This window comes from Glycocaulis alkaliphilus (assembly GCF_004000605.1).
In the GTDB taxonomy this organism is placed as follows: domain Bacteria; phylum Pseudomonadota; class Alphaproteobacteria; order Caulobacterales; family Maricaulaceae; genus Glycocaulis; species Glycocaulis alkaliphilus.
The window spans coordinates 1280190-1304182 of the sequence record NZ_CP018911.1; the positions used below are offsets into that span (position 1 = coordinate 1280190).

Genomic DNA, 23993 nt, shown 5'->3' on the forward strand with positions numbered 1-23993 from the left:
CGCCGGTCAGTGAGGGCGCGGCGCACGATGGGGGTTGCGATGGTTCGGAACTGGCAGGGGGCGCTGGCGGCGCTGACACTTATTTTCGGTGTTTCGGCGGCTGGCTGGGCCGTGCAGGAGGACGCCGCGCCGCCTGTGGAACCTGAAAGCACGGTTGAAGACGCCGGACCGGAAGACGTCCCAGACCTGTCGACCTCTGACGAGGCATTAGCGTCAGAAGCGGTTGCATCCTCCTTCACGGACGCTCCGCCGCCAGCGCTCACTTCGCTGGCCGAGGGCGATACTGTCCCCGTCATCTGCCCGTTTCGCGGCTCCATCGACTATGAGCCGGGCGATATAAGCTGCGGGCTGCTGGCGGTGCGTGAGAACCGCGAAGCTGAAACCAGCCGGGTGATCCAGCTTCTCTACGTGAAAATCCACGCGCGCGGGCCGGAAGACGATGAGGCCGAACGTGACGACAGCGAAGACGAGGAGCGGCGCTACGAGCCATTGGCCGACCCGATAGCGTATCTGACCGGCGGGCCGGGCGTTGGCGTGACGAGCTATGTAGAGCGTTTCGTCGACCATGCGGCCACCGAGACGCGCGATCTCTATATCCTTCAGCAGCGGGGCATCACCCAGTCGGGAGATTTCTGCCCGCTCTTTTCTCTGGAAGAGCCCGCGCTCAATACCGGACAGACCATTGCCGAGCAGGAAGAGTTCGAGCGGCGCCGTCTTGCACGCTGCTTCGAGCGGGCGCTGGCCGAGGGCGTGGACCTCTCCGCCTATAATACGGTGGAGAATGCGCGCGATGTGCGCGTGCTGCGCGAGGCGCTCGGCTATGAAAGCTGGAATGTCTGGGGCATCTCCTATGGCTCCCATCTGGGGCAGATGCTGACGCGGGTCGACCCGGAAGGCATCCGCGCACTGGTGCTGGACGCCATTGTACCCAACGATCTGGAAAACCTGATGCGCATCCATCGCTGGGCTGCGCGGGTTCTCGATCATATCGTGACGACATGCGAGGCCGACGCGGCCTGCGCGCGCGCCTACCCTGATCTGGAGGCGCGCACCTATGCGGCCATCGCCTCGCTGCAGGAGAACCCGGTGGTCGTGACAGTATCCGACACCGAGGTGTTTCCCGGCGGACAGGTCGCTGTGGGCGGTGCGGCGATTGCCTTTGCCCCCTTCTCCATGATGTACGAGCAGAGCACCTATGCTGGCCTCGCCGGCGTACTGAACGCGCTGGTGCGGGCGGCCGAGCGGCGCGACGAGACGGTCTTCACCGCCATCGCGCTGGGCGGGGGCGGTGATCTGGCGGGCGGCGATTTCTCGCCCGGCATGAACGCCGCCATCTCCTGCAATGACGGCTATACGTGGCATAGCGCGCAGGTGATCGCCGAGGATATGGGCGAGGTGCCGGGGCTTGCCGGGCTTATCGGCTCTGTTGAGGGCGCAGCGGCCAGCCAGGCCCTGTGCGAGCAATACGGGATGGGATTGCGAGACCGGGTTGACTACATGCCTGTCAGTTTTGACGGGCCGACACTGGTGGTTAACGGGGCGTGGGATCCGATCACGCCGCCCGACCTTGCCCGCCAGATCATGCCGGGCTTTGCCAATGGCCAGTATCTCGAGGTGCCGTTTGCCGGACATGGTCCGACCCGCTCTGACGAATGCACGGCGGGCATCATGGTCGCCTTTTTCGACGATCCCGCGGCCGGGCTGGACACGTCTTGCGTGGAAACGGCCAATGCCGAGCCGTCATTCGTCATTCCCATGACGTCCCGCTTCGTGGCGCGCGCCATCGTCAATATGGAGGAGGACCCGCCCGCCCTTATCGGCCTGCTCGCCTGGGGCGGCATTTCGGCATTCATCCTTGGCATGGCCCTGCTGGTATTCCCGGTGGCATTCGTCCTGCGCCGTATCGACCGCACGCCCTCTGCCAATACGGGCGGCGCGCGCGCTGCCAGCGTGACCGCCGCCATGCTGGGTATGGTTGGCCTTGCCGTGCTGGGTTACGCCGCCTGGTATACCAGCGAAATCTCTCCGATTGTGCTGATTGCCGGTTTTGCCGGCCCGGCGCGTATCGGGGCCTGGGCCATCCTGCTGGGCGGCCTTGCCGGGCTTGCAGCCCTCTTCCTGGTGGCGGGTGCGCGCCTGTCGTCGGGACGTATGGCAATCGGCACGCTGGCCGGAATAATCCTGACAGCGCTGGCGGCGGTTTCACTGGCCGTCTTTGCCGCAGTGGCTGACCTGACGCCGTTCTAGGGAAGCCACCCCTTGCAGGAGGGCGCGCTTAAGTCCATGACGGCATGGACTTAAGCGCGCTGTCTTTTCTGTAGGGCCTCCCTCAATGTCGCTGCCGATCATACTTCTTGGAATCGTCCTGGCGGCCACCATGGCGCTCTTCCTCTGGGGAAAGCTGCGCCATGACGCCGTCGCGCTGGCGGCGCTGGTGGCGTGTGTGCTGCTGGGACTGGTGCCGGCTGGCGACGCCTTCTCCGGGTTCGGCCATCCGGCGGTCATCACGGTGGCCTGCGTTCTGATTCTGTCCGGAGCGCTGCAATCAGCCGGTACGGTGGATGTCATCGCGCGCACCGTGCTGCCAAAAAACGCGCACCCGATGGTCATGCTGACGGCCCTGTCCTTGCTGGCTGCCTTCCTGTCCGCCTTCATGAACAATGTCGGCGCCCTGGCGCTGCTCATGCCCATAGCGCTGCAGATCGCCCGCAAGCAGGGCATGGCCCCGGGGCGCTTGCTGATGCCGCTTTCTTTCGCCTCCATTCTTGGGGGCATGACGACGCTGATCGGCACGCCGCCCAACCTGATCGTGTCAGGCTTCCGGGCAGAGGCAGGCCTTGGCCCCTTCGCCATGTTCGACTTTGCGCCGGTCGGGCTTGCGATTGCCGGAGCGGGCATTGTTTTCGTGCTCGCGCTGTCTTGGCTTCTGGTCCCGCGCCGCCACTCGCAAAGCGCCGAAGGCTTCGAAACGGGCAGCTATCTGACAGAGGCGCGTGTGCTCGATGATAGCAGGGCCAACGGGAAGACCCTGCGCGAGCTCCAGTCCAAGCTGGATGAGGCCAGCGCGCAAGTGCTCGCCCTTATCCGCGATGAAAAGCGCTACCCGTCCCCTCACGCCAATCGTAAGGTGAAGGCCGGTGACCTTCTGGTGATCGAGGCGGACCCCGAAGGGCTGACAACAGCTCTGTCTGCGCTCGGCCTGCAACTGGAAGAAGAGGCGTCTACCGTTCCGGAGGACGGGGAAAACGGGCAGGAGGCTGATCTGGCGGAGGAGACAGCCCCCGGTGGCCGCCGCCGCATCGTTCACGCCGATGAAGTGCATCTGGCCGAATATGCGGTGTCGCCGGGCTCGGCGCTTGCTGGCCGCTCAGCCAGCGACATCCGCCTGCGTACACGCTTTCAGGTCAATCTTCTCGCTGTCTCGCGCAATGCCACGCATTCACGCGCCCGGCTGCGGACCATGAAGATCAGAGAGGGTGATGTCCTCCTGCTGCAGGGCAGTGAAGAGGCGATGGCGGAGTTTGCCTCGCATATGGGCTGCGTTCCGCTTGCCGAGCGCACGTTGCGCATTCCTGATGCGCGCAAGGCGGTAACGGCGGCTGTGGTGATGGGCGGTTCGGTGGCGCTGGCCGCGACGGGCACGCTGCCGGCCGCCATGGCCTTTGCGGTGGGCGTGCTGGCCGTCATGGTGCTGCGCATCATTCCGCTGCGCAATATTTACGACAATGTGGACTGGCCGGTGATCGTACTTCTTGGCGCCTTGCTGCCGGTTGCCGGAGCCTTGGAGAGTACCGGCGCGGCGAGCTTTCTCTCCGCCCAGCTCCTCTCGCTCACCGGGCAGGCAGGGCCTGTTCTGGTGCTGGCGCTCATCCTGATCGTGACCATGACGCTGTCTGACTTCATGAACAACGCCGCCACAGCGGCGGTCATGTGTCCTGTCGCAATCAGCCTCGCTGCTGCGATGAATGTCAGCGCCGATCCCTTCCTGATGGCGGTGGCTGTCGGGGCGAGCTGTGCTTTCCTGACGCCAATAGGCCATCAGAACAATACGCTGATCCTTGGACCCGGTGGCTTCAAATTCAGCGATTACTGGCGCCTTGGCTTGCCGCTGGAGGTTGTCGTAATCGCAATCGGCGTCCCAGTGATCCTGGTGGTCTGGCCACTCTAAGATAAGGAAATAATAGCGATATGTCTGATGGTGCGTTGTCCCACATCAAGGTTCTTGACCTCTCGCGTGTGCTGGCGGGACCGTGGTGTGCCCAGATACTGGGCGATCTTGGCGCCGACGTCATCAAGGTGGAGAACCCTGACGGGGGCGATGATACGCGCGGATGGGGCCCGCCCTTCATGCCCGGCGAGGGCGGCGGGCAGGGCGATGCGGCCTACTATCTCTGTGCCAACCGGAACAAGCGCTCAATCGCGGTCAATCTGCGCGATCCCGAAGGCCAGGCGATCATCCGCAAGCTGGCTGCACAAAGCGATGTGGTCATTGAGAATTACAAGACGGGCGGCCTGAAGCGCTTCGGTCTGGACTATGACTCCTTGAAAAAGGAGAGCCCCTCTATTGTGTATTGCTCAGTAACCGGGTTCGGGCAGACGGGGCCGAATGCGCATTTGCCGGGGTATGATTTCCTCATTCAGGCAATGGGCGGCCTGATGAGCGTCACCGGCGAGGATGCGCCGGTGAAGGTGGGGGTTCCAATCGTCGATCTCTTCACCGGCGTGTACGCCGCTGGCGCGATACTGGCAGCGCTTGTGGCGCGCGATCAGGGCAAGGGCGGACAGTATATCGACATGGCGCTTTTCGATGTGCAGGCAGCCATGCTGGCGAACCAGGCCTGCAATTTCCTCGTTGGCGGCAAGGTGCCTGGCCGCATGGGTAACCGGCACCCCAATATCGTTCCGTATCAGGATTTTCCTACTGCGGACGGGCGGATTGCCGTTGCTGTTGGAGCCGATCGTCAGTTCCGCGCCTTTGCGGCTGTGCTGGGGCGTCCCGAATGGGCCGATGATCCGCGGTATGCGCGCAATTCGGCGCGGGTTGAGTATCGCGAAGAGCTGTGTGGCGAGATAGCCAGCATCATGCGCCGCCGTGCCAGTGATGAATGGCGGGCGGAGCTGGACGCCGCAGGCATTCCCTGCGGCCCCATTCAAGGCCTTGATGGTGTGTTTTCCGAACCACAAGCAGTGGCCCGGGAGCTGACATTCGGTATGGAAGTGTCCGGGTCAGGGCCCGCGACGCTGGTGGCCAATCCCATGCGCCTGTCGCAAACGCCGCCCCGCTACAGCAAGGCGCCGCCACGATTCGCCGAGCACACCGCCGAGGTGTTGCAAGAACGCCTCGGACTGTCGCAAAATGATGTGGAGCGGCTGAAAGAACTGGGAATACTCGCCTGAGCGGTATTCTTTTTGGAACGGAAGCTCTGGCATCTGCGTAAGAAATCCGCTACTCCAGTAGCAGAAGCGCCGGGCTCCGGCTGTTTCGTGCGTCCAAACGGCGCTTTGTACACCACGCTCAACGAAGGACGTATTCCGCGTCCGGAGGGGGAATTATGAAAAAACGGCTTCTTACAGCTGCTGCTGTCGGTGCCTTTCTTGCTCTGCCGTCCGTAGCGGCGGCCCAGGAAGGTTGGTACGTCCGCGGCGCTCTTGGTTACGGTGCTCCTGGCGATTCTGACGTCAGCGGCATTCAACTGCCCGTCCGTCGCATCAGCGGCAAGAGCAGTGTCCGCGAGGCTCTGGCTCTGGGCTACCAGTTTGATGGCGGCTTCCGTGCCGACCTTGAACTGGCACACCGCTACAACAACACTGGCGCCATCGGCAATCTGCCGCAAAGCGCCAGCAGCGTTCATGCCTGGTCGGTAATGCTGACGGGTATCTATGAATTCAACCAGGGTGGTTGGGCTCGTCCGTATGTCGGCGCTGGCGCCGGTATTGTGGACTCCTACTTCTCGGGCGCTGGCCTGCTTTCGACGAACGTTCCGTTCACGGTTCGTGACAACGATCAGTCGTTCGCTTACCACGCTCTTGCTGGTGTTGCGTTCAGCCTGACCCAGAACCTGATGCTCGACGTCGAGTATCGTTACTTCGGTTATGGCCGCACCAACTACGACACCCCGTACAATGTCAGCGTGAACGCTCTGCGCGGGCACGAAGCATGGGCCGGTCTGCGTTACGTGTTTGCGGCTCCGGCTGCGGTAGCCCCGCCGCCCCGCCGCCTCCGCCCCGCCGCCTCCGCCGCCGCCTCCGCCCCCGCCGCCTCCGCCGGCATGCGAAGACGCGCAGTTCGTGGTGTACTTCGAGTGGGATCGCGCCAACCTGACGGATCAAGCCCGTCAAGTGGTCAACAACGCTGTCAATAACGCCCGCAACTGCGGCGTGGCCAGCGTCCAGATCGACGGTCACACCGACACGTCCGGTTCGGCCACCTACAACCAGGGCCTCTCCGAGCGCCGCGCCCGCGCGGTTCGTGACGAGATGGTTCGTCTGGGCGTCCCGACGGGTTCGATCTCTCTGAACGCGTTTGGTCAGACCCAACTGGCCGTTCAAACCCGTGATGGTGTGCGCGAGCCGCTCAACCGTCGCGCGGAAGTGCGGATGGACCTGCGCTAGTCGCAAGTTCCATAGTCTGAACGACTGACGGACGGCCCGGTGCTCATGCACCGGGCCGTTCTTCTTTGTATGGCCCGGGGTTTGTGTGGTCCGGGCGCTAGGCCTTGTGCTGCGCTGGCGCAGCGCACTTGCGGCGGGTTGACCCGCCTGCCGCCACGGCGCAAGACAGGGGTATCACGGTCATGATGGAGCAGGGCCTCTGCCTCCTGTGCGCCATAGCGCCACCACATGACCCGAACCGATTTTGAAAAAGGCGTTCAGATGAGCAAACCCGAAACCCCCTATCGCAAGCGCGCTCTCGGCAACCGGCCTTTGCGGCCGGAAACCCTGATGATGAGCTACGGGTTCGATGCCAAACTCTCTGAGGGGGCGATCAAGCCGCCCATCTTCCAGACCTCCACCTTCGTATTCTCCAGTGCGGAGGAGGGTGCTGCCTTCTTCCGTGTGATGGGCGGCCGGGCCGTGGACGGCGATCCGGCGGCGCCGGGCCTCATGTATTCGCGTTTCAACAATCCCAATGTGGAAGTGCTCGAAGACCGGCTGACCCTTTTTGATGGCGCCGAGGAGGCGTGTGTCTTCTCCTCCGGCATGGGCGCGATCTCCACTGTGCTGCTGGCCTTTGCCAGGTCCGGCGATGTGGTCTTGCAGTCCACCCCGCTCTATGGCGGTACCGAGACGCTGATCCGCAATATCATGCCCAATTACGGTATCGCGATGGAGGATTTCGTTGCGGGCGCGCCCGACGACGAAATCCGCGCGCAGGCCGAGGCCGCAATGAAGCGCGGGCGCGTGTCGATGATCTACACCGAGACGCCGACCAACCCGACGAACGAAATTGTCGATCTGGCGCTGATGAAGACGCTGGCTGACGAGATCGGCAAGCGGCAGGGCCACCGCCCGGTCGTGGTCGTCGATAACACGGTGCTTGGCCCTATCGGCCAGTCGCCGCTGGCGCATGGCGCAGACCTCGTTGTCTACTCCCTGACGAAATATATTGGCGGGCATTCCGATCTGATCGGGGGTGCAGCGATGGGTTCCAGCGAGGTGATGGCACCGGTGCGCAAGCTGCGTTCGGCTATCGGCACCAATCTCGATCCAAACACGTGCTGGATGCTCGCGCGCTCGCTGGAGACGGTCAGCCTGCGCATGCAGGCGGCGTTTGATGGTGCGGCAAAGGTCGCTGCCTATCTGAAAGATCACCCGAAAGTGGAGAAGGTGCGCTATCTCGGCTTCCTGGAGCCTGGTTCGCGCGATCACACCGTACACCACCGCCAGTCGGGCGAGTATTATGGCTCCACCTTCGCCTTCGACGTTACGGACGGGCAGGAAGGGGCTTTCCGCATGCTCAATGCGCTGAAAGTCATCAAGCTGGCGGTCAGCCTTGGCGGCACCGAGACACTTATCTGCCATCCCGGCTCCACCACGCATTCAGGTGTCGATCCGGCCCTGCGTGAGCGCCTGAAATTTTCGGCCGGCATGGTACGGGTATCCATCGGCATCGAGCACCCGGATGATCTGATCGCCGATCTCGAGCAGGCGCTCTCACACGTCTGATCGTCGCTGGCAGCAGCATTGCAGGTGGTCTTCCATGAGCGCGCTTACCTTATCGGCAGATGAGAAATCCGTCCTCGGCTGGATAGACGGTGAGGGCGATTCCATGATCGCCTCCGTCCGGCGCTGGTCTGACATCAATTCCGGCAGCCGCAATGCGGCAGGGCTGGAGGCGATGCAGGCCGAGCTGAAGGACGCGTTCTCACGGCTCGATGCCCGTATGGAGACCGTGGAGCTGGCGCCGTCTGAAACCGTCACGCCCGACGGCGAGATCAGGCCGGTTGAGTACACGCCCGCGCTGAAAGTCTCCGCGCGGCCCGATGCCCCGGTGCGCGTAGTGCTGACCGGCCATTCGGACACGGTTTTTGCCGCCGATCACCCCTTCCAGACCTGCCGGGATGTGGACAGCGACACCCTCAATGGCCCTGGCGTGGCGGATATGAAGGGCGGGCTTCTGGTCATGCTGCACGGCCTGCTGGCGCTAGAGCGCAGCCCGTGGGCGAAGGATCTGGGCTATGACGTTCTCATCAGCCCGGATGAGGAAATCGGCTCGCTCGGCTCCGGGCCCGTGCTGGCGGAGCTGGGCGCCAAGGCTCATGTCGGCATGACGTATGAGCCTGCACTGGCTGATGGCTCGCTGGCGGGCGCGCGCAAAGGCTCGGGCAATTTCTCCCTGCGGGTGAAGGGCAGGGCGGCGCATGCGGGGCGCGAGCATCATCTGGGCCGCAACGCCATCGTGGCCGGGGCGGCCTTCGCCAAGGCGATAGACGGGCTCAACGGCCAGCGCGAAGCGGTGACGATCAATGTCTCGCGCATTGATGGCGGCGGCGCGCCCAACGTGGTGCCGGATGTGGCCGTCGTGCGCTTCAATGTGCGCGTGGGCGACGAGGAGGATGCGCGCTGGGTTCTGGCCGGGCTCGAGAAGGCGGTGGCGGAGATCAACACCCGCGACGGCATCATGGCTGATCTGCATGGCGGGTTTACCCGCCCGCCCAAGCCGATGACACCGGCAAACCTGCGCATGTTTGAATGGACGCGTGAGGCGGGCCGCACCATTGGCCTCGATCTGAAGTGGAACCCGACGGGCGGCGTCTGCGAGGGCAATAATCTGTGGGCGTCGGGCTGTCCGAATGTGGATACGCTGGGCGTACGCGGCGCCGACATCCATTCAGACCGGGAGATCGCCAAAATCTCCAGCTTCACCGAAAAAGCGAAGCTTTCTGCTGTCATGCTGATGAAATTTGCCAAAGGCGAGTTCGATGCCCGCGAGGCACGCGCACTCGCCCGCGCTCTATAGAAACAGGAAATTGCCGCCATGCTGATGGTGCGTTCGGCGCGTAGCGCGGATCATTCATCCTTTACCGCTCTGGCCGCTTCAGCGGGCACAGGCTTCACCAGCTTGGCGGTCAGCGCCGATGCGCTGGCTGAAAAGCTGGAGAAGTCCGAACAGGCGTTTGCCGGGAAAATCCCGGACCGCTCCGACGCGGCCTATCAGCTCATGCTGGAGGACACCGAGAGCGGTAAGGTGCTGGGTACGGCGGCGGTCAAAGCCGCGGTGGGGATCAAGAAGCCGTATTTCGACTTCAAGATCATGACCTTCGCGCAAGCCTCCAAGGAGGCGGGCCAGCGCTTCGACATGGAAGCGATGATGCTGGTCAATGATTTTGCTGGCTGCAGCGAAGTTGGCTCGCTCTTCGTGTCGGACGCCGCGCGCGGACGCGGGGCAGGGCGGCTGATGGCGCAGTCACGCTATCTGCTGATCGGCGCAGACCGCTCGCGTTTTGGCGAGCGCGTGGTGGCAGAATTGCGCGGCGTGGTCGATGAGGCAGGCGAGTCGGTCTTCTACAACCATGTCACCCGGCCCTTTTTCCGCATGACGTTTGACGAGGCCGACCGGATGAGCGCCTCCACCGATAACCAGTTCATTCTCGATCTCATGCCGACCCACCCGATCTATCTGGATCATCTGCCTTCCGGCGTGCGCGAGGTGATGGGCAAGACCCATCCGCACGGCGTGAACGCAAAGCGGCTGCTGGAGTGGGAAGGGTTCGAGTATCACCGCTATGTCGATATTTTCGATGGCGGACCGCTGGTGGACTGCCCGGTCGAGCGTGTCCGCACGGTGCGCGAAAGCCGCGTGCTGACCGTCGGCTCGGCAGGCGGCGAGACGGTCGAGGCGATGGTCTCCACCGACCGCATGAACGATTTCCGTCTCGTCAGGTGCGAGGTCCGCGTCAGCGAGAACACGGTTGCGCTGGATGATGACGTGCGGCGCGCGCTCGATCTGAGCGATGGGAACACAGCAAGAGTATGGGTGAATACATGAGCGGCAACAGCCTCTTTATCGATGGTGGATGGCGCAAGGGCGCAGGCGAAGCCTTTGCCTCTCTCGATCCGGCAAGCGGTGAGACGGTGTGGAGCGGCAATGCCGCCAGCCCACCCGATGTGCGCGCGGCCTTTGCTGCGGCCCGCGCGGCATTTCCTGACTGGGCGCTGACAGATTTCGAGACCCGCCGCGCCATTGTGGAGCGGTTCGGCGCCATCCTGGTTGAACGCAAGGAAGCCTTCGCCGAGCTGATCTCGCGCGAGACGGGCAAGCCTTTGTGGGAAGCGCAAGGCGAGGCGGGGGCGATGGCCGGCAAGATCGCCATTTCGATCAAGGCACGCGAGGAGCGGGCAGGGCGGCGCGTGGAAGCGTCCGACTTTGGCGAGGCTGTGCTGGACCACAAGCCGCTGGGCGTGTTGTTCGTGCTGGGCCCGTACAACTTCCCCGGCCATCTGCCGAACGGCCATATCGTGCCGGCCCTGCTGGCGGGCAATACGCTGGTCTTCAAACCCTCCGAGCTGACGCCCGCTACGGCTGCGCTGATGGTGGAATGCTGGGAAGAGGCGGGCCTGCCGAAGGGCGTGCTCAATCTGGTGCAGGGCGCGCGCGAGACTGGCGCGGCGGCGCTGGACGATGTGGAGCTCGACGGCGTGCTCTTTACCGGCTCATGGACGACCGGCGCCTTCATCCACAAGACGTTTGCAGGGCGCACCGGCATCCAGCTCGCGCTGGAAATGGGCGGCAATAACCCGCTGGTGGTGTGGGATGCGAAGGACGCAGATGCCGCTGCGCGTATCGCCATCCTGTCGGCTTACATAAGCGCCGGTCAGCGCTGCTCGTGCGCGCGCAGGCTTATTGTGCCGGAGGGCGCAGCCGGTGATGCGGTGATCAGCGCGGTTGCGGACATGGCCGCGCGCCTGACCATCGGGGCGTGGAACACCAATCCTGAGCCCTTCATGGGGCCGCTGGTGACGCCGCACGCTGCCGAGGCCGTCATCAAGGCGCAAGCTGATCTGGCTTCGCTCGGCGGCAAACTGCTGCTGGAAGCAAAGCGGCTGGACGCTGGCCCCGCCTTTGTCAGCCCGTCCTTGATTGACGTGACCGGCCTTGAAACGCCCGATCACGAGGTCTTCGGCCCGCTATTGCAGGTGCGCCGGGCCACGAGCTTTGAGGATGCGCTCAAAGAGGCCAACAACACCGCCTATGGCCTTGCCGCGGGTCTCGTCAGTGATGATGAGGCGTTGTGGAAGCGCTTCTGGGCAGGTTCGCGCGCCGGTATCGTCAACTGGAACCGGCCGACCACGGGGGCGGCCTCGTCCATGCCGTTTGGCGGGCCGGGCCAGTCGGGCAATCTGCGCCCCAGCGCGTATTACGCGGCGGATTACTGCGCCTATCCGGTCGCGACACAGGCCGCACCTGAGCTTGGCTCCCTGCCGGTGAAAGGCATCTGATGAGCGCTATCGAAGCCAATTTCGACGGGCTGGTCGGCCCGACGCATAATTATGCAGGGCTTGCGGAAGGCAATCTCGCCAGCGCGAAGAATGCGGGCAATATTGCCGCTCCGCGCGCCGGTGTGCTGGAGGGGCTGGCCAAGGCGAAACGCCTTGCCGATGCAGGGCTGGTGCAGGGCTTTCTGCCGCCGCACGAGCGCCCTTTCATCCCCGGCCTTCGCGCGCTCGGCTTTACTGGCAGCGACGCCCAAGTCTGGGAGAGTGCCTTCCGCCGCGCGCCGGTGCTGGCGCGTAACATGGCCTCGGCCAGCCCGATGTGGGCGGCCAATGCGGCCACGGTCTCGCCCAGCCCAGACACGGCCGATGGCCGCCTGCATATGAGCGCGGCCAATCTTCTCTCCACCCTGCACCGCTCCATAGAGGGGCCGCAGACGGCGCGGGCCTTGCGCGCCATCTTCCCCGATGACAGCCGGTTTGCCGTCCACGATCCGCTGCCGATGCAAGGGACGTGGGGCGATGAGGGCGCGGCCAACCATGTGCGCCTGTGCGCCGAGCATGGCGCGCCGGGCGTGGAAATCCTCGTCTATGGGCGCGACGCCTTTGAAAGCTGGCAGGCGCGCTTTCCCGCCCGTCAGACCAAGCAGGCCTGTGAGGCGATTGCCCGCCGCCATGGGTTGGATCCTGAACGCACCGTCATCGTGTGCCAGTCACGCGCCGCCATTGAGGCGGGCGCCTTCCACAATGATGTGGTGTGCGTCGGCAATGGCCGGGTTCTGTTCTTCCACGAGCTGGCCTTTGAGGACACTGAGGCGACGCTCGATGCCATCCGCGCGGCGGCCAAGGGCCTGTTTGATCCGGTCTTTGTGGAGGTGGCGCAGGACGAGGTGGCGATAGAGGACGCCATCACCAGCTATATCTTCAACTCCCAGCTCCTCGACTGGCCGGGCGAAGACCGCATGGTGTTGCTGGCCCCCAAAGAGACGCAAGAGACCGCCTCAACGCGCGCCTATTGCGAGCGCATGGTGGCAGGCAATGGCCCGATAGGACGCGTGGACTATGCCGATGTGCGCCAGTCCATGAGGAATGGTGGCGGGCCTGCCTGTCTGCGTCTGCGCGTGGTGCTGACACCGGCTGAGCTGAAGGCGGTTAATCCGGGTGTGATGCTGGATGACCGGCTGTTTGCCGCGCTGACCGACTGGGCCAAGACCCATTACCGCGAGAGCCTGAGCCTGACCGAGCTGGCTGATCCCGCGCTGGTGGATGAAAGCCGCGCGGCGCTGGATGCGCTGACGCGCATCATGGGTCTGGGCAGCGATTTCTACGAGTTTCAGCGGGCCTAGACAGGCAGCTAGAGATCAAAAGTCCCGACCACGGGTACGTGGTCGGAGGCTTTTTCCTTGCCCCGCACATCCTTGTGAATCTCGATGGATTTCAGGCGGTCAGCGGCCTGCGGCGAGCACAGGAGATGGTCGATGCGGATGCCGTTATTCTTCTGCCACGCACCGGCCTGATAGTCCCAGAATGTGTACTGGTGCGCGCGGCCATCGAGATGCTGGAAGGCTTCGGTAAGGCCCAGCCATTGCAGCGCGAAGAAGGCATCGCGGCTGGCGGGGAGGGTCAGGGCATCGCCCTCCCACGCGGCCGGGTCATGCACATCGGCATCGCGCGGGATGACGTTGTAGTCGCCAGCGAGAACCAGCGGTTCTTCATAGGCCAGGAGTTTCGCGGCATGCGCGTGCAGGCGCGCCATCCATTCCAGCTTGTAATCGTATTTCGGCCCCGGAGCCGGATTGCCATTGGGCAGGTAGATGCTCGCCACGCGCACCGGGCCACCCGGTGCGCTGATCACCACCTCGATATAGCGGGCCTGTTCTTCCTCGCCATTGCCGCCGGGCAGGGCGCGCTCGGCCACTTCCTCGATAGGAAAGCGCGAAAGCAGGGCGACGCCGTTATAGCTCTTCTGGCCCACCGTCTCGATATTGTAGCCCAGCCGCTCGATCTCCTCGCGCGGGAAGCCCTCATCCTGACATTTGATCTCCTGCAGGCAGGCAATGTCCGGCTTTGCCTCGCCCAGCCATTCCAGCACGTTGGGCAGGCGCGCCTTGATGGAGTTCACATTCCAGGTCGCGATGGAGAGAGTCATGCTAGTGTGCCTTCGGCGGGGGAGTGATTATTCGGGCTGAACGGGGCCGGACATGAACCCAGACCCGCGCAAGGATGCACCGCGCCGAGAGCGGCGCATCACCTTTCTAGCAGTTCTCACCCTCTTGCTGGCAAGTCTGGCTGCAGCGGCGGTGGCGCTGTTCGGCGCGGCGACATGGGGCGTCTCGATGATGGCGTTTTCCGGCGCGGTGGAAAGCGGTGCGGACCGCGATCTCATGCGGGTGGTCCTCTATTTCCTGCTCGCCGGGCCGTTCGTCGCCGGGGCAGGGCTTCTCATTGGCTGGATCGTGTTCTGGACGCGCAGGCCCGGCGCAGGCGTGGCGTGGGTCTTCCTGCCGCCGCTGATCTGGGCGGCCCTGCTGCTCGGCTATATGTGGGCGATTTCCGCCTTCTGCGAGGGAGAGTTTACGTGCGGGGTGTAGGGGGCAACCGTTTTCTCCCCCCGTTTACGGGGGGAGTGGCTCGAAGAGCCGAGGGGGGATTCCACAAAAGTTCCCCCCTCCGTCTCGCTGACGCTCGACACCTCCCCCGTAAACGGGGGAGGAAACCCGAGGGAGGCGGACCTCGCTCACGCTCGGCCGGCCCTTGGCCTTGCAGGCCGCTTAGCGGCCTGAAAAGCGCGAACGCGCGCCCGCGACTGCCTGTGCCCGCGCAGGCGGGTATTCGCGGAACACCGCAGCGCGGATGCGCTGCGGAACAAAAAAAACTGGCCCTAAAACCCCTCAAAGCTGGCAAACTCATCCACTTCGGCGCGCCGTGTGCGCAGCTGATTCACTTTGGCGTCCTTGTCGGCATGGCCGAGCGCCAGCCCGCAATAGACGATCTGGGGCTTCTCCACGCCCAGCGCGTTTGCCACGGTGCCTGCATGCACCGTCCACGCTTCCTGCATGCAGGTGGCGAGCCCTTTGGCTTCAGCGGCGAGGCAGAAGCTCATCATGAACATGCCCAGATGCGCCCACTGATTGGGGTTCATCCGCTCATCAATCGAGAAGAACACGCCCACCGGCGCACCGAAAAATTCATAGTTCGCCATCAGGTGCGCCAGACGTGCGCCCTTGTCCTCGCGCGGTATGCCCAGAAGCTCATACATGTCCTCGCCGACCTGAAAACGGCGCGAGCGATACGGCTCCCACAGGCTTTCCGGATAGACGGGGAAAGCAGCTTCGTTGGTGAAGGGGTCGGTGGAGAGCTTTTTCTGCACCGCATCGATGACGCGCTGGCGCGCTTCACCGGCCACGACATACACCTGCCAGGGCTGGAGATTGCCGCCAGAGGCCGACCAGCGCGCGGCGTCCAGCAGCTCGCGTATTTCAGTCTCGCTGACGGGTGTGTCCAGAAAGGCGCGCGTGGAAATGCGGCGCTTCAGAGCGTCGATAACATCCATGGTTCAGCCCCCGGAAAGTTATGGAGAAATCAGATTGAAAAGCTCGTCCCGCAACCGCAGGCAGCGGTGGCATTGGGATTGTGGATGCGGAAGGATGCGCCGATCAGCTCGTCGACATAGTCGATCTCGGACCCTTTGAGGAAATCCACGCTCATCGTGTCGACCAGCACGGTCGCACCGTCGCGCTCGATGGCAAGGTCATCATCGCTGCGCTCGCTCTCCAGATCGAACTGGTAGGAAAAGCCCGAACACCCGCCGCCCACGACCGATACGCGCAGGAATTGCTTGTCCTGGCCTTTCAGGATCTGAAGGATCTGGCGGGCGGCTGTCTCGGACAGGCTGATCTGGGCTTCGCTCATGGCGTTCTACGGTTCCCGACTGGCAATACACCCGATATATGGACGTAGAGGGCCGCCGATGGAAGGGCTGGCCCCGTGAAGGAGTGATGTTGATGGTGTTTACGCGCGCGCCTTATGCCTGCGATCCGGCGAAAACGCGCGGGCGGCTGCATCGCCAAGCCGAGAGCGCCACACGCTCGGCTTTCCAGCGCGACCGGGACCGCATCATCCACTCCACCGCCTTCCGGCGGCTTAAAGAGAAGACACAGGTTTTCGTCGCCCACGAGGGCGATCATTTCCGCACACGCCTGACCCATTCGCTCGAAGTCTCCCAGATTGCGCGCACGCTGGCGCGCGCCCTGCAGGTGGATGAAGACCTCGCGGAGGCGGCTGCGCTCGCCCACGATCTGGGACATCCGCCCTTTGGCCATTCGGGCGAGGACGGGCTTGCCGATGCGATGAAGGGCTTTGGCGGGTTTGACCATAATGCCCAGACGCTGCGCGTTATCACCCTGCTGGAGCGGCGCTATCCCGAGTTTGACGGGCTGAATCTGGCTTGGGAGACGCTGGAGGGCGTCGTCAAGCATAATGGCCCGCTGATGAAAAAGGGTGATGATCCGGCCAAGCTGCCCTGGGGCTTTACCGCCTATGAGGACTGGCGCGGGCTGGAGCTGCACACCCATTCCTCGGTCGAGGCTCAGATTGCCGCCCTGTCCGACGACATCGCCTATAACAACCACGATATTGATGATGGATTGCGCGCAGGCATTTTGAAGCTCGATGAGGTGACGGAATTGCCGCTGGTCGGCGATGTGTTCCGGGCCGTGCGCGACCAGTATCCCGACATCGGCACCAGCCTGACCATTCACGAAGCGATCCGCCGCCTCATTGGCCTGATGGTCAATGATGTGCTGGAGGAAACCCGCGCGCGGCTGGCGGCTTCGGGCGTGGATAGTCCCGAAGCGGTGCGCGCGCTAGACCATCCGGTGGTCAGCTTTTCGGAAAGCATGCTGGTGCAGCTGTCTGCCGTGCGCCGCTTCCTCTACGCAAACATGTATCTGCACTACAAGGTCAAGCGCGCCAAGGAGAAGGGCAAGCGGATCGTGAGGGAGCTGTTTGAGGCTTTTCTGAATGATCCGGCCCTGCTGCCGACCGAGTTTCACCGGCAGGCCGACACACCTGGCAGCCCGGAGACGGCGCGTGTGGTGTGCGACTACATTGCCGGGATGACAGACCGCTATGCGATCGACCAACATCGCCAGCTCTTCCATGTGGAAGCCTGGCGCTGAAACCTGTGGAAGCTACGCGCCGCACCCGCGCAAGACAGGCTGCATCTTGATACTCTGTTAACCAGAGGCGCGTGGACTGATTCGCGCCCATCGCCGTCAACAGGAAAACCATGCCCTCTCGGGACCGAAACTCGACCGATTACGATCCGGACGCCTATGACACGTTCGATGCCCGCGATGACGGGCAGGGGCGGCGCGGGCCAATCCTGCTGCTGGCCGCCGCCATCGTGCTGGTGCTGTTCCTCGGCGTTGTCTGGAGCGCGTATAATCTGGGCGTGCGCGAGCGCAATACCGCGCCCATCCTTACCGCTGACAGCCAGCCTTGGCGTACCGCGCCGGAGGATCCGGGCGGGTTTGAAACACCGGGCCAGGACATTGAAGCCTATGCCCTGCGCGAGCGGGAGCGCGGCGCTGTCGAGACGGTGGAGATTGATCCGGCTGTCCGGCCCGGCCCGGAAGAGCCGGTGGTCCAGCCGGAGCGTCCGGCCCTGACCGTTGAGACCGAAGATTCCGACCGGCTGGCCCTGCCGCGTGAGGAAGCCCCTGAACCGGGCGAGCCGGTTGTCGAGGACACACCGCCTGCGCCGGAAACACGCCAGCCCGAACAGCAGCGCCCGGCCGAAGAGCGCCAGCCCGAGCGCGAACAGCCGCGTCCGGCCCCGCCGGCTGCCAGCGCCAGCGGCAATTTCGTGGTGCAGATCGCCGCCTTCCGCACGATCGAGGAGGCCGAAGAGGCGTGGATTGCCTTCGTGACCCGCTTCCCGGACCTCTCCTCAGGGCGCAGCCCCTCCATTGTCGAGGCCAATCTGGGCGCGCGCGGCATTTATCACCGTCTGCGCATTGCCGCGTTTGAAACGCGTGATGACGCCTCGCGCTATTGCCAGACGCTTTCCTCGCGCGGGCAGGACTGTCTGGTGGCGGCCCGATGAGCGTGACGGCGGCAATCTATGGCCTGATGGGTGAAAGCCTGACGCCGGAGGAGAAAGCCTTCTTCCGCGATGCGGACCCGTGGGGCTTTATCGTCTTTGCCCGCAATATCGACCGGCCCAAGCAGATCATCCGGCTGATGGGCGAGCTGCGCGATTGTGTGGGCCGCGATGCGCCCATTTTCATCGATCAGGAGGGCGGGCGTGTGCAGCGCCTCAAAGCCCCGCTCTGGCGCGCCGCGCCGCCTGCCGCCCGCTTTGGCGAGCTGTGGGACCGCGAGCCGGAACTGGCGCTGGAGGCCGTGCGCCAGAACCATCGCCTGCTGGCGCAGGAACTGCGCGATCTGGGCATTGATTGCGATTGCGCGCCGGTGGTCGATCTTGCCATTCCCGGCGCAGACGCGGTCATCGGCGACCGCGCCTTCCACGCCGAACCCGGCCCCGTCGCCGAGATGGCGCGCGCCGCGCTGGCGGGCCTGAAGGATCAGGGCGTGGCCGGTGTCATCAAGCACATACCCGGCCATGGCCGGGCCGATGCCGACAGCCATTATGCGTTGCCGGTGGTGCGCGAGGATCACGAAACCCTGCACGAAACGGACTTCGCCGCCTTCAAGGGCGTGGCTGAAGCTGCATCCATGGCGATGACGGCCCACGTCACCTACACCGCGATTGACCCGGAGAACTGCGCCACCCTGTCAAAGGATGTGATCGCGCAGATCATTCGCGGCGAGATGGGCTTTGACGGCCTGCTGATGAGCGATGATCTCTCCATGAAGGCGCTGTCAGGAACGCTGCGCCAGCGCGGCGAGCGGGCGCTCAAGGCGGGCTGTGACATGCTGCTGCACTGCAATGGTGAGCGCGCGGAGATGGTGGAGGTGGCCCACGCCGCCATCACGCTCTCCGGCAAGGCGCTGGAGCGGGCCAGGGCCGCAGAAGAGGCGCGTGGCACGGCCCAGGGGCTGGACGTCGCCGCCACCCACGATGCCATGGCGCGCTGCTTTGCCGAGGCCGGGCTGGAGGCGCCAGCGCCGTGAGTGATCTGTTCGAGGAAGATGTGCGCTTTGAGGCCGTCCGCGATGCGGACGAGGCCGGTAGCGCGCTTATCCTCGATATTGAGGGCTGGGAAGGCCCGCTGCACCTGCTCTTGCATCTGGCGCGCAAGAACAAGGTGGATCTGGCGAAAATCTCTATCCTGGCGCTGGCCGAGCAGTATCTCGTCTTCATCGAGGAGGCGCGCGAGAAGCGGCTGGACATCGCGGCTGAATATCTCGTCATGGCGGCCTGGCTCGCCTATCTCAAATCCCGCATGCTATTGCCCAAACCGCGCCCGGAAACCGATGAGCCGGAGCCGGAGATGATGGCGGCGGCGCTCGCCTTCCGTCTGATGCGCCTTGATGCGATGCGCGCAGGCGGCGAAGCGCTTTACGACCGGCATCTGCTCAAGCGCGATGTGTTCGAGCGCGGCGCGCCCGAAGGCGTGCGCTCCATCCGCGCGCCGCAATATGAAGCGAGCCTGTTTGATCTCTTGAAAGCCTATGCCGGTACGCGCGAGAAGTTTGCCTTCTCCACCTACGAGCCGGAAAAGCCCAAGGTTTACAGCCTGGAGGCAGCCCGCGCCCGCCTCAGCCTGCTCTCAAAGCGCCTGACGGGGTGGGAGCGGCTGGACAGCCTGCTGCCGGGCGCGGACGAGCTGGGGCCGGATGCGCCGCCTGCCGCGTCGCTGATGGCATCTTCGCTTCTCGCGGCTCTGGAAATCACCAAGGATGGTGAGGCGGCGCTGCGTCAGGAGGCGGTCTACGGCCCGATCTGGATGCGCGGGCAGGAGAGCCGCCCATGAGCGATCCGATTGCCGAAGCGATTGCCCGCCTGCGTGCGCGGCAAGGCCCGCAAGCCGCTGCATTGGCCGAACCCTCGCAGCAGGCGATACGCATGGCCGAGGCGCTTTTGTTTGCCGCGTCCGAGCCGCTGGACGCTGAAACGCTGGCCGCGCGCCTGCCCGCGGGCACCGATATTCCTGCCACCATCGCTGCCCTGCAAGAGAAATATGCCGATGCGGGCGTTCGGTTGAGCGAGGTGGGCGGGCGCTGGCGGTTTGAAACCGCGCCGGATCTTGCCCATTTGCTGGCGGAAATCCGTGAGGAACCGAAAAAGCTCTCCCAGGCCGCCTTGGAGACGCTTTCCATCATCGCCTATCACCAGCCGGTCACGCGCGCCGAGATCGAAGAGATACGCGGCGTTGCCGTCTCCAAGGGTACGATCGATCTCCTGTTCGAGCTGAAATGGATACGCCTGCGCGGCCGCCGCCGCAGCCCCGGCCGTCCGGTTACCTTTGGCACGACCGACACTTTCCTGGAATATTTCGGCCTGGCCGCGATCACTGATCTGCCGGGGCTGGGTGATCTGAAAGCCGCCGGGCTTCTCTCCTCGCGCCTGCCGGCCAATTTCGACATTCCGGACCCCGCGCGCCTGGCCGACAACGAAGACCCGCTGGACGATGAGGACAGCGCCCACTTCCATCTCGACTTCCTCGAAGGCGCCGAGGACGAGCGCGAGGAGTAGGGGATGGCCGGTGTCTCCCCCCGTTTGCGGCGGAGGAAACCGTCACACATCCTGCACGAGGTCCCGGACAACTGTCCCCTAGCTCGTCATTCCAGAAGCCCGAAGGGCTATCTGGAACCCAGTCGTTTATTTGTGCTCCGCACATCCGTGCGTCGCTGCGGGCAAAAGTGCCCGGCGCGCGGTCGCGCTTTTCAGGCCGCTTAGCGGCCTGCAAGGGCAAAGCCCGCCCGCGACTTTTTCGCGGAACATCGCAACGCGGATGCGTTGCGGAACCAAAAAGCTGGGTTCCGGCTTTCGCCGGAATGACGAGGTGGAGAGGCCGGAGGATGACAGCTTTGTGTGCCCCCCCACCTGAACCCGCCATTGGACCCTTGCGCGATAATCCTCTACGGGTATAGGCCAGTGGCCGTAACGGCATTCCCGCACGGAGAGCGCATATGGGACCGCATTGGAGCATTTTTGTCATCGTTGGCATTCTCGTGCTCGTCCTGTTTGGCGGGCGCGGACGGATTTCCGCGATGATGGGTGATTTCGCCAAGGGCATCACGGCCTTCCGCAAGGGGCTGAAAGATGACAGCAAGGACGAGGACGCCGCCGAAGAGCGCCCCGCCGCCAGCATCTCTGCCGAGACGCGCGAAGACGAGCGCACGGGCTCTTAAGCCCGTCAGGAGCTAGAGTTCCATGAATCCCGGCTTTGGCGCTGCCGAGCTTATCATCATTGTGATCCTCGCCCTTGTGGTGGTGGGGCCGAAAGACCTGCCGCTGATGATGCGCAAGGCCGGGCGTTTTATCGGCCAGATGCGGGCCATGGCGCGCGATTTCCAGAACAGTTTTGACGAGCTGGGCCGCGAGGCGGAGCTGGCCGAGCTGAAAAAGGAAGTCGAGGCGCTCAAGAAAGCCAATCCGGTTTCCGAAGTCACCGAAGAATTGCGTGCGGCCGAGGCCGACCTGAAGCGCTCTGCCCTCGACAAGCCGCATCCGCGCGCCGTAAAGCCTGCCAAACCTGCGCTGGGTGATGAGGCGATGCTGCCGCTGGATACCAGTCCCGAAGCCGCAGCCGATAGCCCGCCCGCTCAGAGCAGGCAGGACTAGGCCATGTCAGGCGAGAAGCTGTCAAACGCCGGTGCCGCTGGTGCGCAGGATGACGAGGTGGAAGCCTCGCGCGCGCCGCTGATGGAGCATCTGACCGAGCTGCGCACCCGGCTGATCTGGGTGCTGGGCGCGGTGGCGCTGGCCTTCGTGCTCTGCTTTGCCTTTGCCGAGTGGATCTACAACATCCTGCTGGTGCCGTTTGAAGAGGCGGCGCGTCAGGTGCGCGGCGAAGATTTGCAGCTCCAGCTCATCTTTACCGGCCCGCTGGAGTTTTTCTTCGTCAAGCTGAAGCTCGCTCTGTTTGGCGCCATCATCGTGGCCTTTCCGATGATTGCCTATCAGGTCTGGGCCTTTGTCCGCCCCGGCCTCTACAAGAATGAGCGCCTTGCCTTTGCGCCCTTCCTGATTGCCTCGCCGGTCCTGTTCGCGGCCGGCATCGCCTTTGTCTATTATTTCATCCTGCCCTTCGTGATGGGCTTTGCGCTGGGTCAGGAGCAGACCGGGGAAGAGGGCCGCACAGCCATCCAGCTCCTGCCGCGCGTGTCAGAATATCTAAATCTCGTCACCACGCTCATTCTGGCGTTCGGGATATCCTTCCAGCTGCCGGTCCTGCTCTCCCTGCTGGGCAAGGTGGGGATCGTCAATTCGGGGCAGCTGGTGCGCTTCTGGAAGTTTGCGGTGGTCGGCATTGCCGTCTTTGCCGGCTTTGTCACCCCGCCCGACCCGATCAGCCAGATTTTCCTCGCCGCGGCCATGTTCGGCCTTTACGGGCTTTCCATCCTGGCGGTGAAGATGGTCGAGCCGAAGGAATTGGAGGGGTAGGGTTTTCCCTGATCCTTCGAGCGCCACTGCGTCCGAAAGGATGAGGGAAAACAGGCTCATTCGCCCCTCATCCTGAGGGTGAGCGAAGCGAACGTCTCGAAGGACGAGGGGCGAGCACGAGGTCCCGGCTCCGCTTCGCGGGCCGGGAGTTCAGGCTTATGTGAGTGCTCTCCAACCAATATCGCGGCGGTAGACGCCTTCGGGCCAGTCGATCTCACCAATGGCCGCATACGCCCGGTCCACAGCTTCGCGCAAATTCTCGCCGGTCGCGGTGACGTTCAGCACGCGGCCACCGTTTGCGATGAAATTGCCGTCTGCATCGAGCGCGGTGCCTGCGTGGAAGATCATCACGCCGTCGCCATGGCCCGCATGGTGCAAATTCCTGATTGTGCTGCCCTTTTCCGGCGTGCCGGGATAGCCGGGCGCGGCCATCACCACCGTAACGGCCGGTTTCGGATTGGCGTCCATGGGAAGAAGCTGCGCGAACTCGCTGGCGCGCATGCCCCCCGTTGAGGCCGCGAGCAGAAGCGGCACGATATCGGCCTCGATCTGCATCATCAGCACCTGACATTCCGGATCGCCAAAGCGGCAGTTGAACTCGACAACCTTGGGGCCGTCCGGCGTCACCATCACGCCGATATACAAGACGCCGCGATAGGGCATGCCGTCACCGGCCATGCCGCGCAGCATCGGCACGGTGACCTCTTCCTCCACCCGCTTCATCAGTTCGGGCGTCATCACCGGCGCGGGCGCATAGGCGCCCATGCCGCCGGTGTTGGGGCCGGTATCGCCATCGCCGATGCGCTTGTGGTCCTGAGCGGCGGGGAGGGTCAGGTAATTGATCCCGTCGGTGATGACGAAGATGGAGGCTTCCTCGCCTTCCATGAATTCCTCGATGACCAGCTCTGCCGACGCCCCGCCAAACTTGCCAGACAGCATGTCGGCGAGCTCGGCCTCGGCCTCCTCGCGCGTTTCGGCAATGACCACGCCCTTGCCTGCGGCCAGCCCATCGGCTTTCAGCACGAAGGGTGCGGTCAGCGTGTCGAGGAAGGCTTTGGCAGCGGCCACATCGGTGAAGCGGCCATAGCGCGCGGTCGGCACGCCATAGGCGGCCATGCGGTCCTTGGCAAAGCCCTTGGAGGCTTCCAGCTGGGCGGCAGCCTGCGACGGCCCGAACACGTCAAATCCGCGTGCGCGCAGCATGTCGGCAAGGCCCTTGGCGAGCGGAGCCTCAGGCCCGATCACGATCAGATCGGGTTCCAGCTGCAAGGCAAGCTGCTGGATGCCCTCCACATCATCGGCAGCGACATCAAAGCACGGGCCGATCAGGTCAATCGCCGGGCTGCCCGGCGCGCACCAGACCGTGTCCACGAGCGGGCTCTGCGCGATCTTCCAGGCCAGCGCATGCTCGCGCCCGCCAGAGCCGATGATGAGGATGTTCATGGCCGCCCCTGCTCTTGTTTATGCGATGGCCGTCTCT

23 protein-coding genes are annotated in these 23993 nt (G+C 64.1%); 19 read left to right on the forward strand and 4 right to left on the reverse strand.

All coding sequences use genetic code 11. The features are described 5' to 3' along the window. Positions 1-39 precede the first annotated feature (39 nt). The 10 genes from X907_RS06130 to astB all read left to right on the forward strand — a co-directional run bounded on the left by X907_RS06130 (position 40) and on the right by astB (position 13280). Positions 40-2247, forward strand: coding sequence for an alpha/beta fold hydrolase (locus X907_RS06130; RefSeq protein WP_170175483.1), 2208 nt, complete (start codon positions 40-42; stop codon positions 2245-2247). 85 nt (positions 2248-2332) lie between these two features. After that, on the forward strand, positions 2333-4168 hold the full coding sequence (locus X907_RS06135) for an SLC13 family permease (RefSeq protein ID WP_127566257.1): 1836 nt from the start codon (positions 2333-2335) through the stop codon (positions 4166-4168). Between the two features lie 20 nt (positions 4169-4188). Further along, entirely contained in the window at positions 4189-5397 is a 1209-nt protein-coding gene (locus X907_RS06140; RefSeq protein ID WP_127566259.1) for a CaiB/BaiF CoA transferase family protein, read from the forward strand. Between the two features lie 155 nt (positions 5398-5552). Further along, positions 5553-6362 (forward strand): outer membrane protein, encoded by an 810-nt coding sequence (locus tag X907_RS06145; protein WP_233352553.1) that lies wholly within the window; start codon positions 5553-5555, stop codon positions 6360-6362. Continuing rightward, the gene (locus X907_RS14570; RefSeq protein WP_233352554.1) at positions 6340-6612 is read left to right on the forward strand and encodes an OmpA family protein; all 273 of its coding nucleotides are present in this window, start codon (positions 6340-6342) and stop codon (positions 6610-6612) included. The genes X907_RS06145 and X907_RS14570 overlap by 23 nt, the downstream gene beginning before the upstream one ends. 261 nt (positions 6613-6873) lie before the next feature. Then, positions 6874-8166: a cystathionine gamma-synthase family protein gene (locus X907_RS06150; protein WP_127566261.1), complete on the forward strand. Its 1293-nt coding sequence runs from the start codon at positions 6874-6876 to the stop codon at positions 8164-8166. A 34-nt stretch (positions 8167-8200) separates the two neighbouring features. Further along, positions 8201-9460: a hydrolase gene (locus tag X907_RS06155; protein ID WP_127566263.1), complete on the forward strand. Its 1260-nt coding sequence runs from the start codon at positions 8201-8203 to the stop codon at positions 9458-9460. 18 nt (positions 9461-9478) lie between these two features. Next, on the forward strand, positions 9479-10489 hold the full coding sequence (locus X907_RS06160) for an arginine N-succinyltransferase (protein ID WP_127566266.1): 1011 nt from the start codon (positions 9479-9481) through the stop codon (positions 10487-10489). Continuing rightward, a complete protein-coding gene (gene astD, locus X907_RS06165; protein ID WP_127566268.1) occupies positions 10486-11940 on the forward strand; it encodes a succinylglutamate-semialdehyde dehydrogenase in 1455 nt (484 codons plus the stop codon). Before X907_RS06160 ends, astD begins: the two co-directional genes overlap by 4 nt. After that, complete coding sequence (gene astB, locus X907_RS06170) at positions 11937-13280, forward strand: N-succinylarginine dihydrolase (protein ID WP_373870274.1); 1344 nt, start codon at positions 11937-11939, stop codon at positions 13278-13280. Before astD ends, astB begins: the two co-directional genes overlap by 4 nt. 8 nt (positions 13281-13288) lie before the next feature. Here the strand turns inward: astB and X907_RS06175 are convergent, their stop codons facing one another. Beyond that, entirely contained in the window at positions 13289-14083 is a 795-nt protein-coding gene (locus tag X907_RS06175) for an exodeoxyribonuclease III (protein WP_127566272.1), read from the reverse strand. 52 nt (positions 14084-14135) lie between these two features. Here X907_RS06175 and X907_RS06180 point away from each other — a divergent pair, with 52 nt between their 5' ends. Continuing rightward, a complete protein-coding gene (locus X907_RS06180) occupies positions 14136-14525 on the forward strand; it encodes a hypothetical protein (RefSeq protein ID WP_127566274.1) in 390 nt (129 codons plus the stop codon). A 290-nt stretch (positions 14526-14815) separates the two neighbouring features. On the opposite strand, the gene X907_RS06185 is transcribed toward X907_RS06180, so the two are convergent. Together X907_RS06185 and erpA are read right to left on the reverse strand one after the other, a co-directional pair. Next, positions 14816-15487, reverse strand: coding sequence for a nitroreductase (locus tag X907_RS06185; protein ID WP_127566276.1), 672 nt, complete (start codon positions 15485-15487; stop codon positions 14816-14818). A 29-nt stretch (positions 15488-15516) separates the two neighbouring features. After that, positions 15517-15846, reverse strand: coding sequence for an iron-sulfur cluster insertion protein ErpA (gene erpA, locus X907_RS06190; RefSeq protein ID WP_127566278.1), 330 nt, complete (start codon positions 15844-15846; stop codon positions 15517-15519). 86 nt (positions 15847-15932) lie between these two features. Between erpA and X907_RS06195 the strand changes: the two genes are divergently transcribed. From X907_RS06195 to tatC, 8 genes are all read left to right on the forward strand, one after another. Beyond that, positions 15933-17114: a deoxyguanosinetriphosphate triphosphohydrolase gene (locus tag X907_RS06195; RefSeq protein ID WP_373870273.1), complete on the forward strand. Its 1182-nt coding sequence runs from the start codon at positions 15933-15935 to the stop codon at positions 17112-17114. A 110-nt stretch (positions 17115-17224) separates the two neighbouring features. Continuing rightward, positions 17225-18043 (forward strand): SPOR domain-containing protein, encoded by an 819-nt coding sequence (locus tag X907_RS06200; RefSeq protein WP_127566282.1) that lies wholly within the window; start codon positions 17225-17227, stop codon positions 18041-18043. Continuing rightward, a complete protein-coding gene (gene nagZ / locus X907_RS06205) occupies positions 18040-19074 on the forward strand; it encodes a beta-N-acetylhexosaminidase (protein ID WP_127566284.1) in 1035 nt (344 codons plus the stop codon). Before X907_RS06200 ends, nagZ begins: the two co-directional genes overlap by 4 nt. Next, positions 19071-19877: a segregation and condensation protein A gene (locus X907_RS06210; protein ID WP_127566286.1), complete on the forward strand. Its 807-nt coding sequence runs from the start codon at positions 19071-19073 to the stop codon at positions 19875-19877. The genes nagZ and X907_RS06210 overlap by 4 nt, the downstream gene beginning before the upstream one ends. Next, the gene (gene scpB / locus X907_RS06215; protein WP_127566288.1) at positions 19874-20599 is read left to right on the forward strand and encodes an SMC-Scp complex subunit ScpB; all 726 of its coding nucleotides are present in this window, start codon (positions 19874-19876) and stop codon (positions 20597-20599) included. Before X907_RS06210 ends, scpB begins: the two co-directional genes overlap by 4 nt. Positions 20600-21036: 437 nt before the next feature. Continuing rightward, complete coding sequence (locus X907_RS06220; protein WP_127566289.1) at positions 21037-21258, forward strand: twin-arginine translocase TatA/TatE family subunit; 222 nt, start codon at positions 21037-21039, stop codon at positions 21256-21258. 22 nt (positions 21259-21280) lie between these two features. Continuing rightward, positions 21281-21691, forward strand: coding sequence for a Sec-independent protein translocase protein TatB (tatB, locus tag X907_RS06225; RefSeq protein ID WP_127566291.1), 411 nt, complete (start codon positions 21281-21283; stop codon positions 21689-21691). 3 nt (positions 21692-21694) lie between these two features. Next, the gene (gene tatC / locus X907_RS06230; protein ID WP_127566293.1) at positions 21695-22513 is read left to right on the forward strand and encodes a twin-arginine translocase subunit TatC; all 819 of its coding nucleotides are present in this window, start codon (positions 21695-21697) and stop codon (positions 22511-22513) included. 156 nt (positions 22514-22669) lie between these two features. Here the strand turns inward: tatC and purD are convergent, their stop codons facing one another. After that, entirely contained in the window at positions 22670-23956 is a 1287-nt protein-coding gene (gene purD / locus X907_RS06235) for a phosphoribosylamine--glycine ligase (RefSeq protein WP_127566295.1), read from the reverse strand. Positions 23957-23993 lie beyond the last annotated feature (37 nt).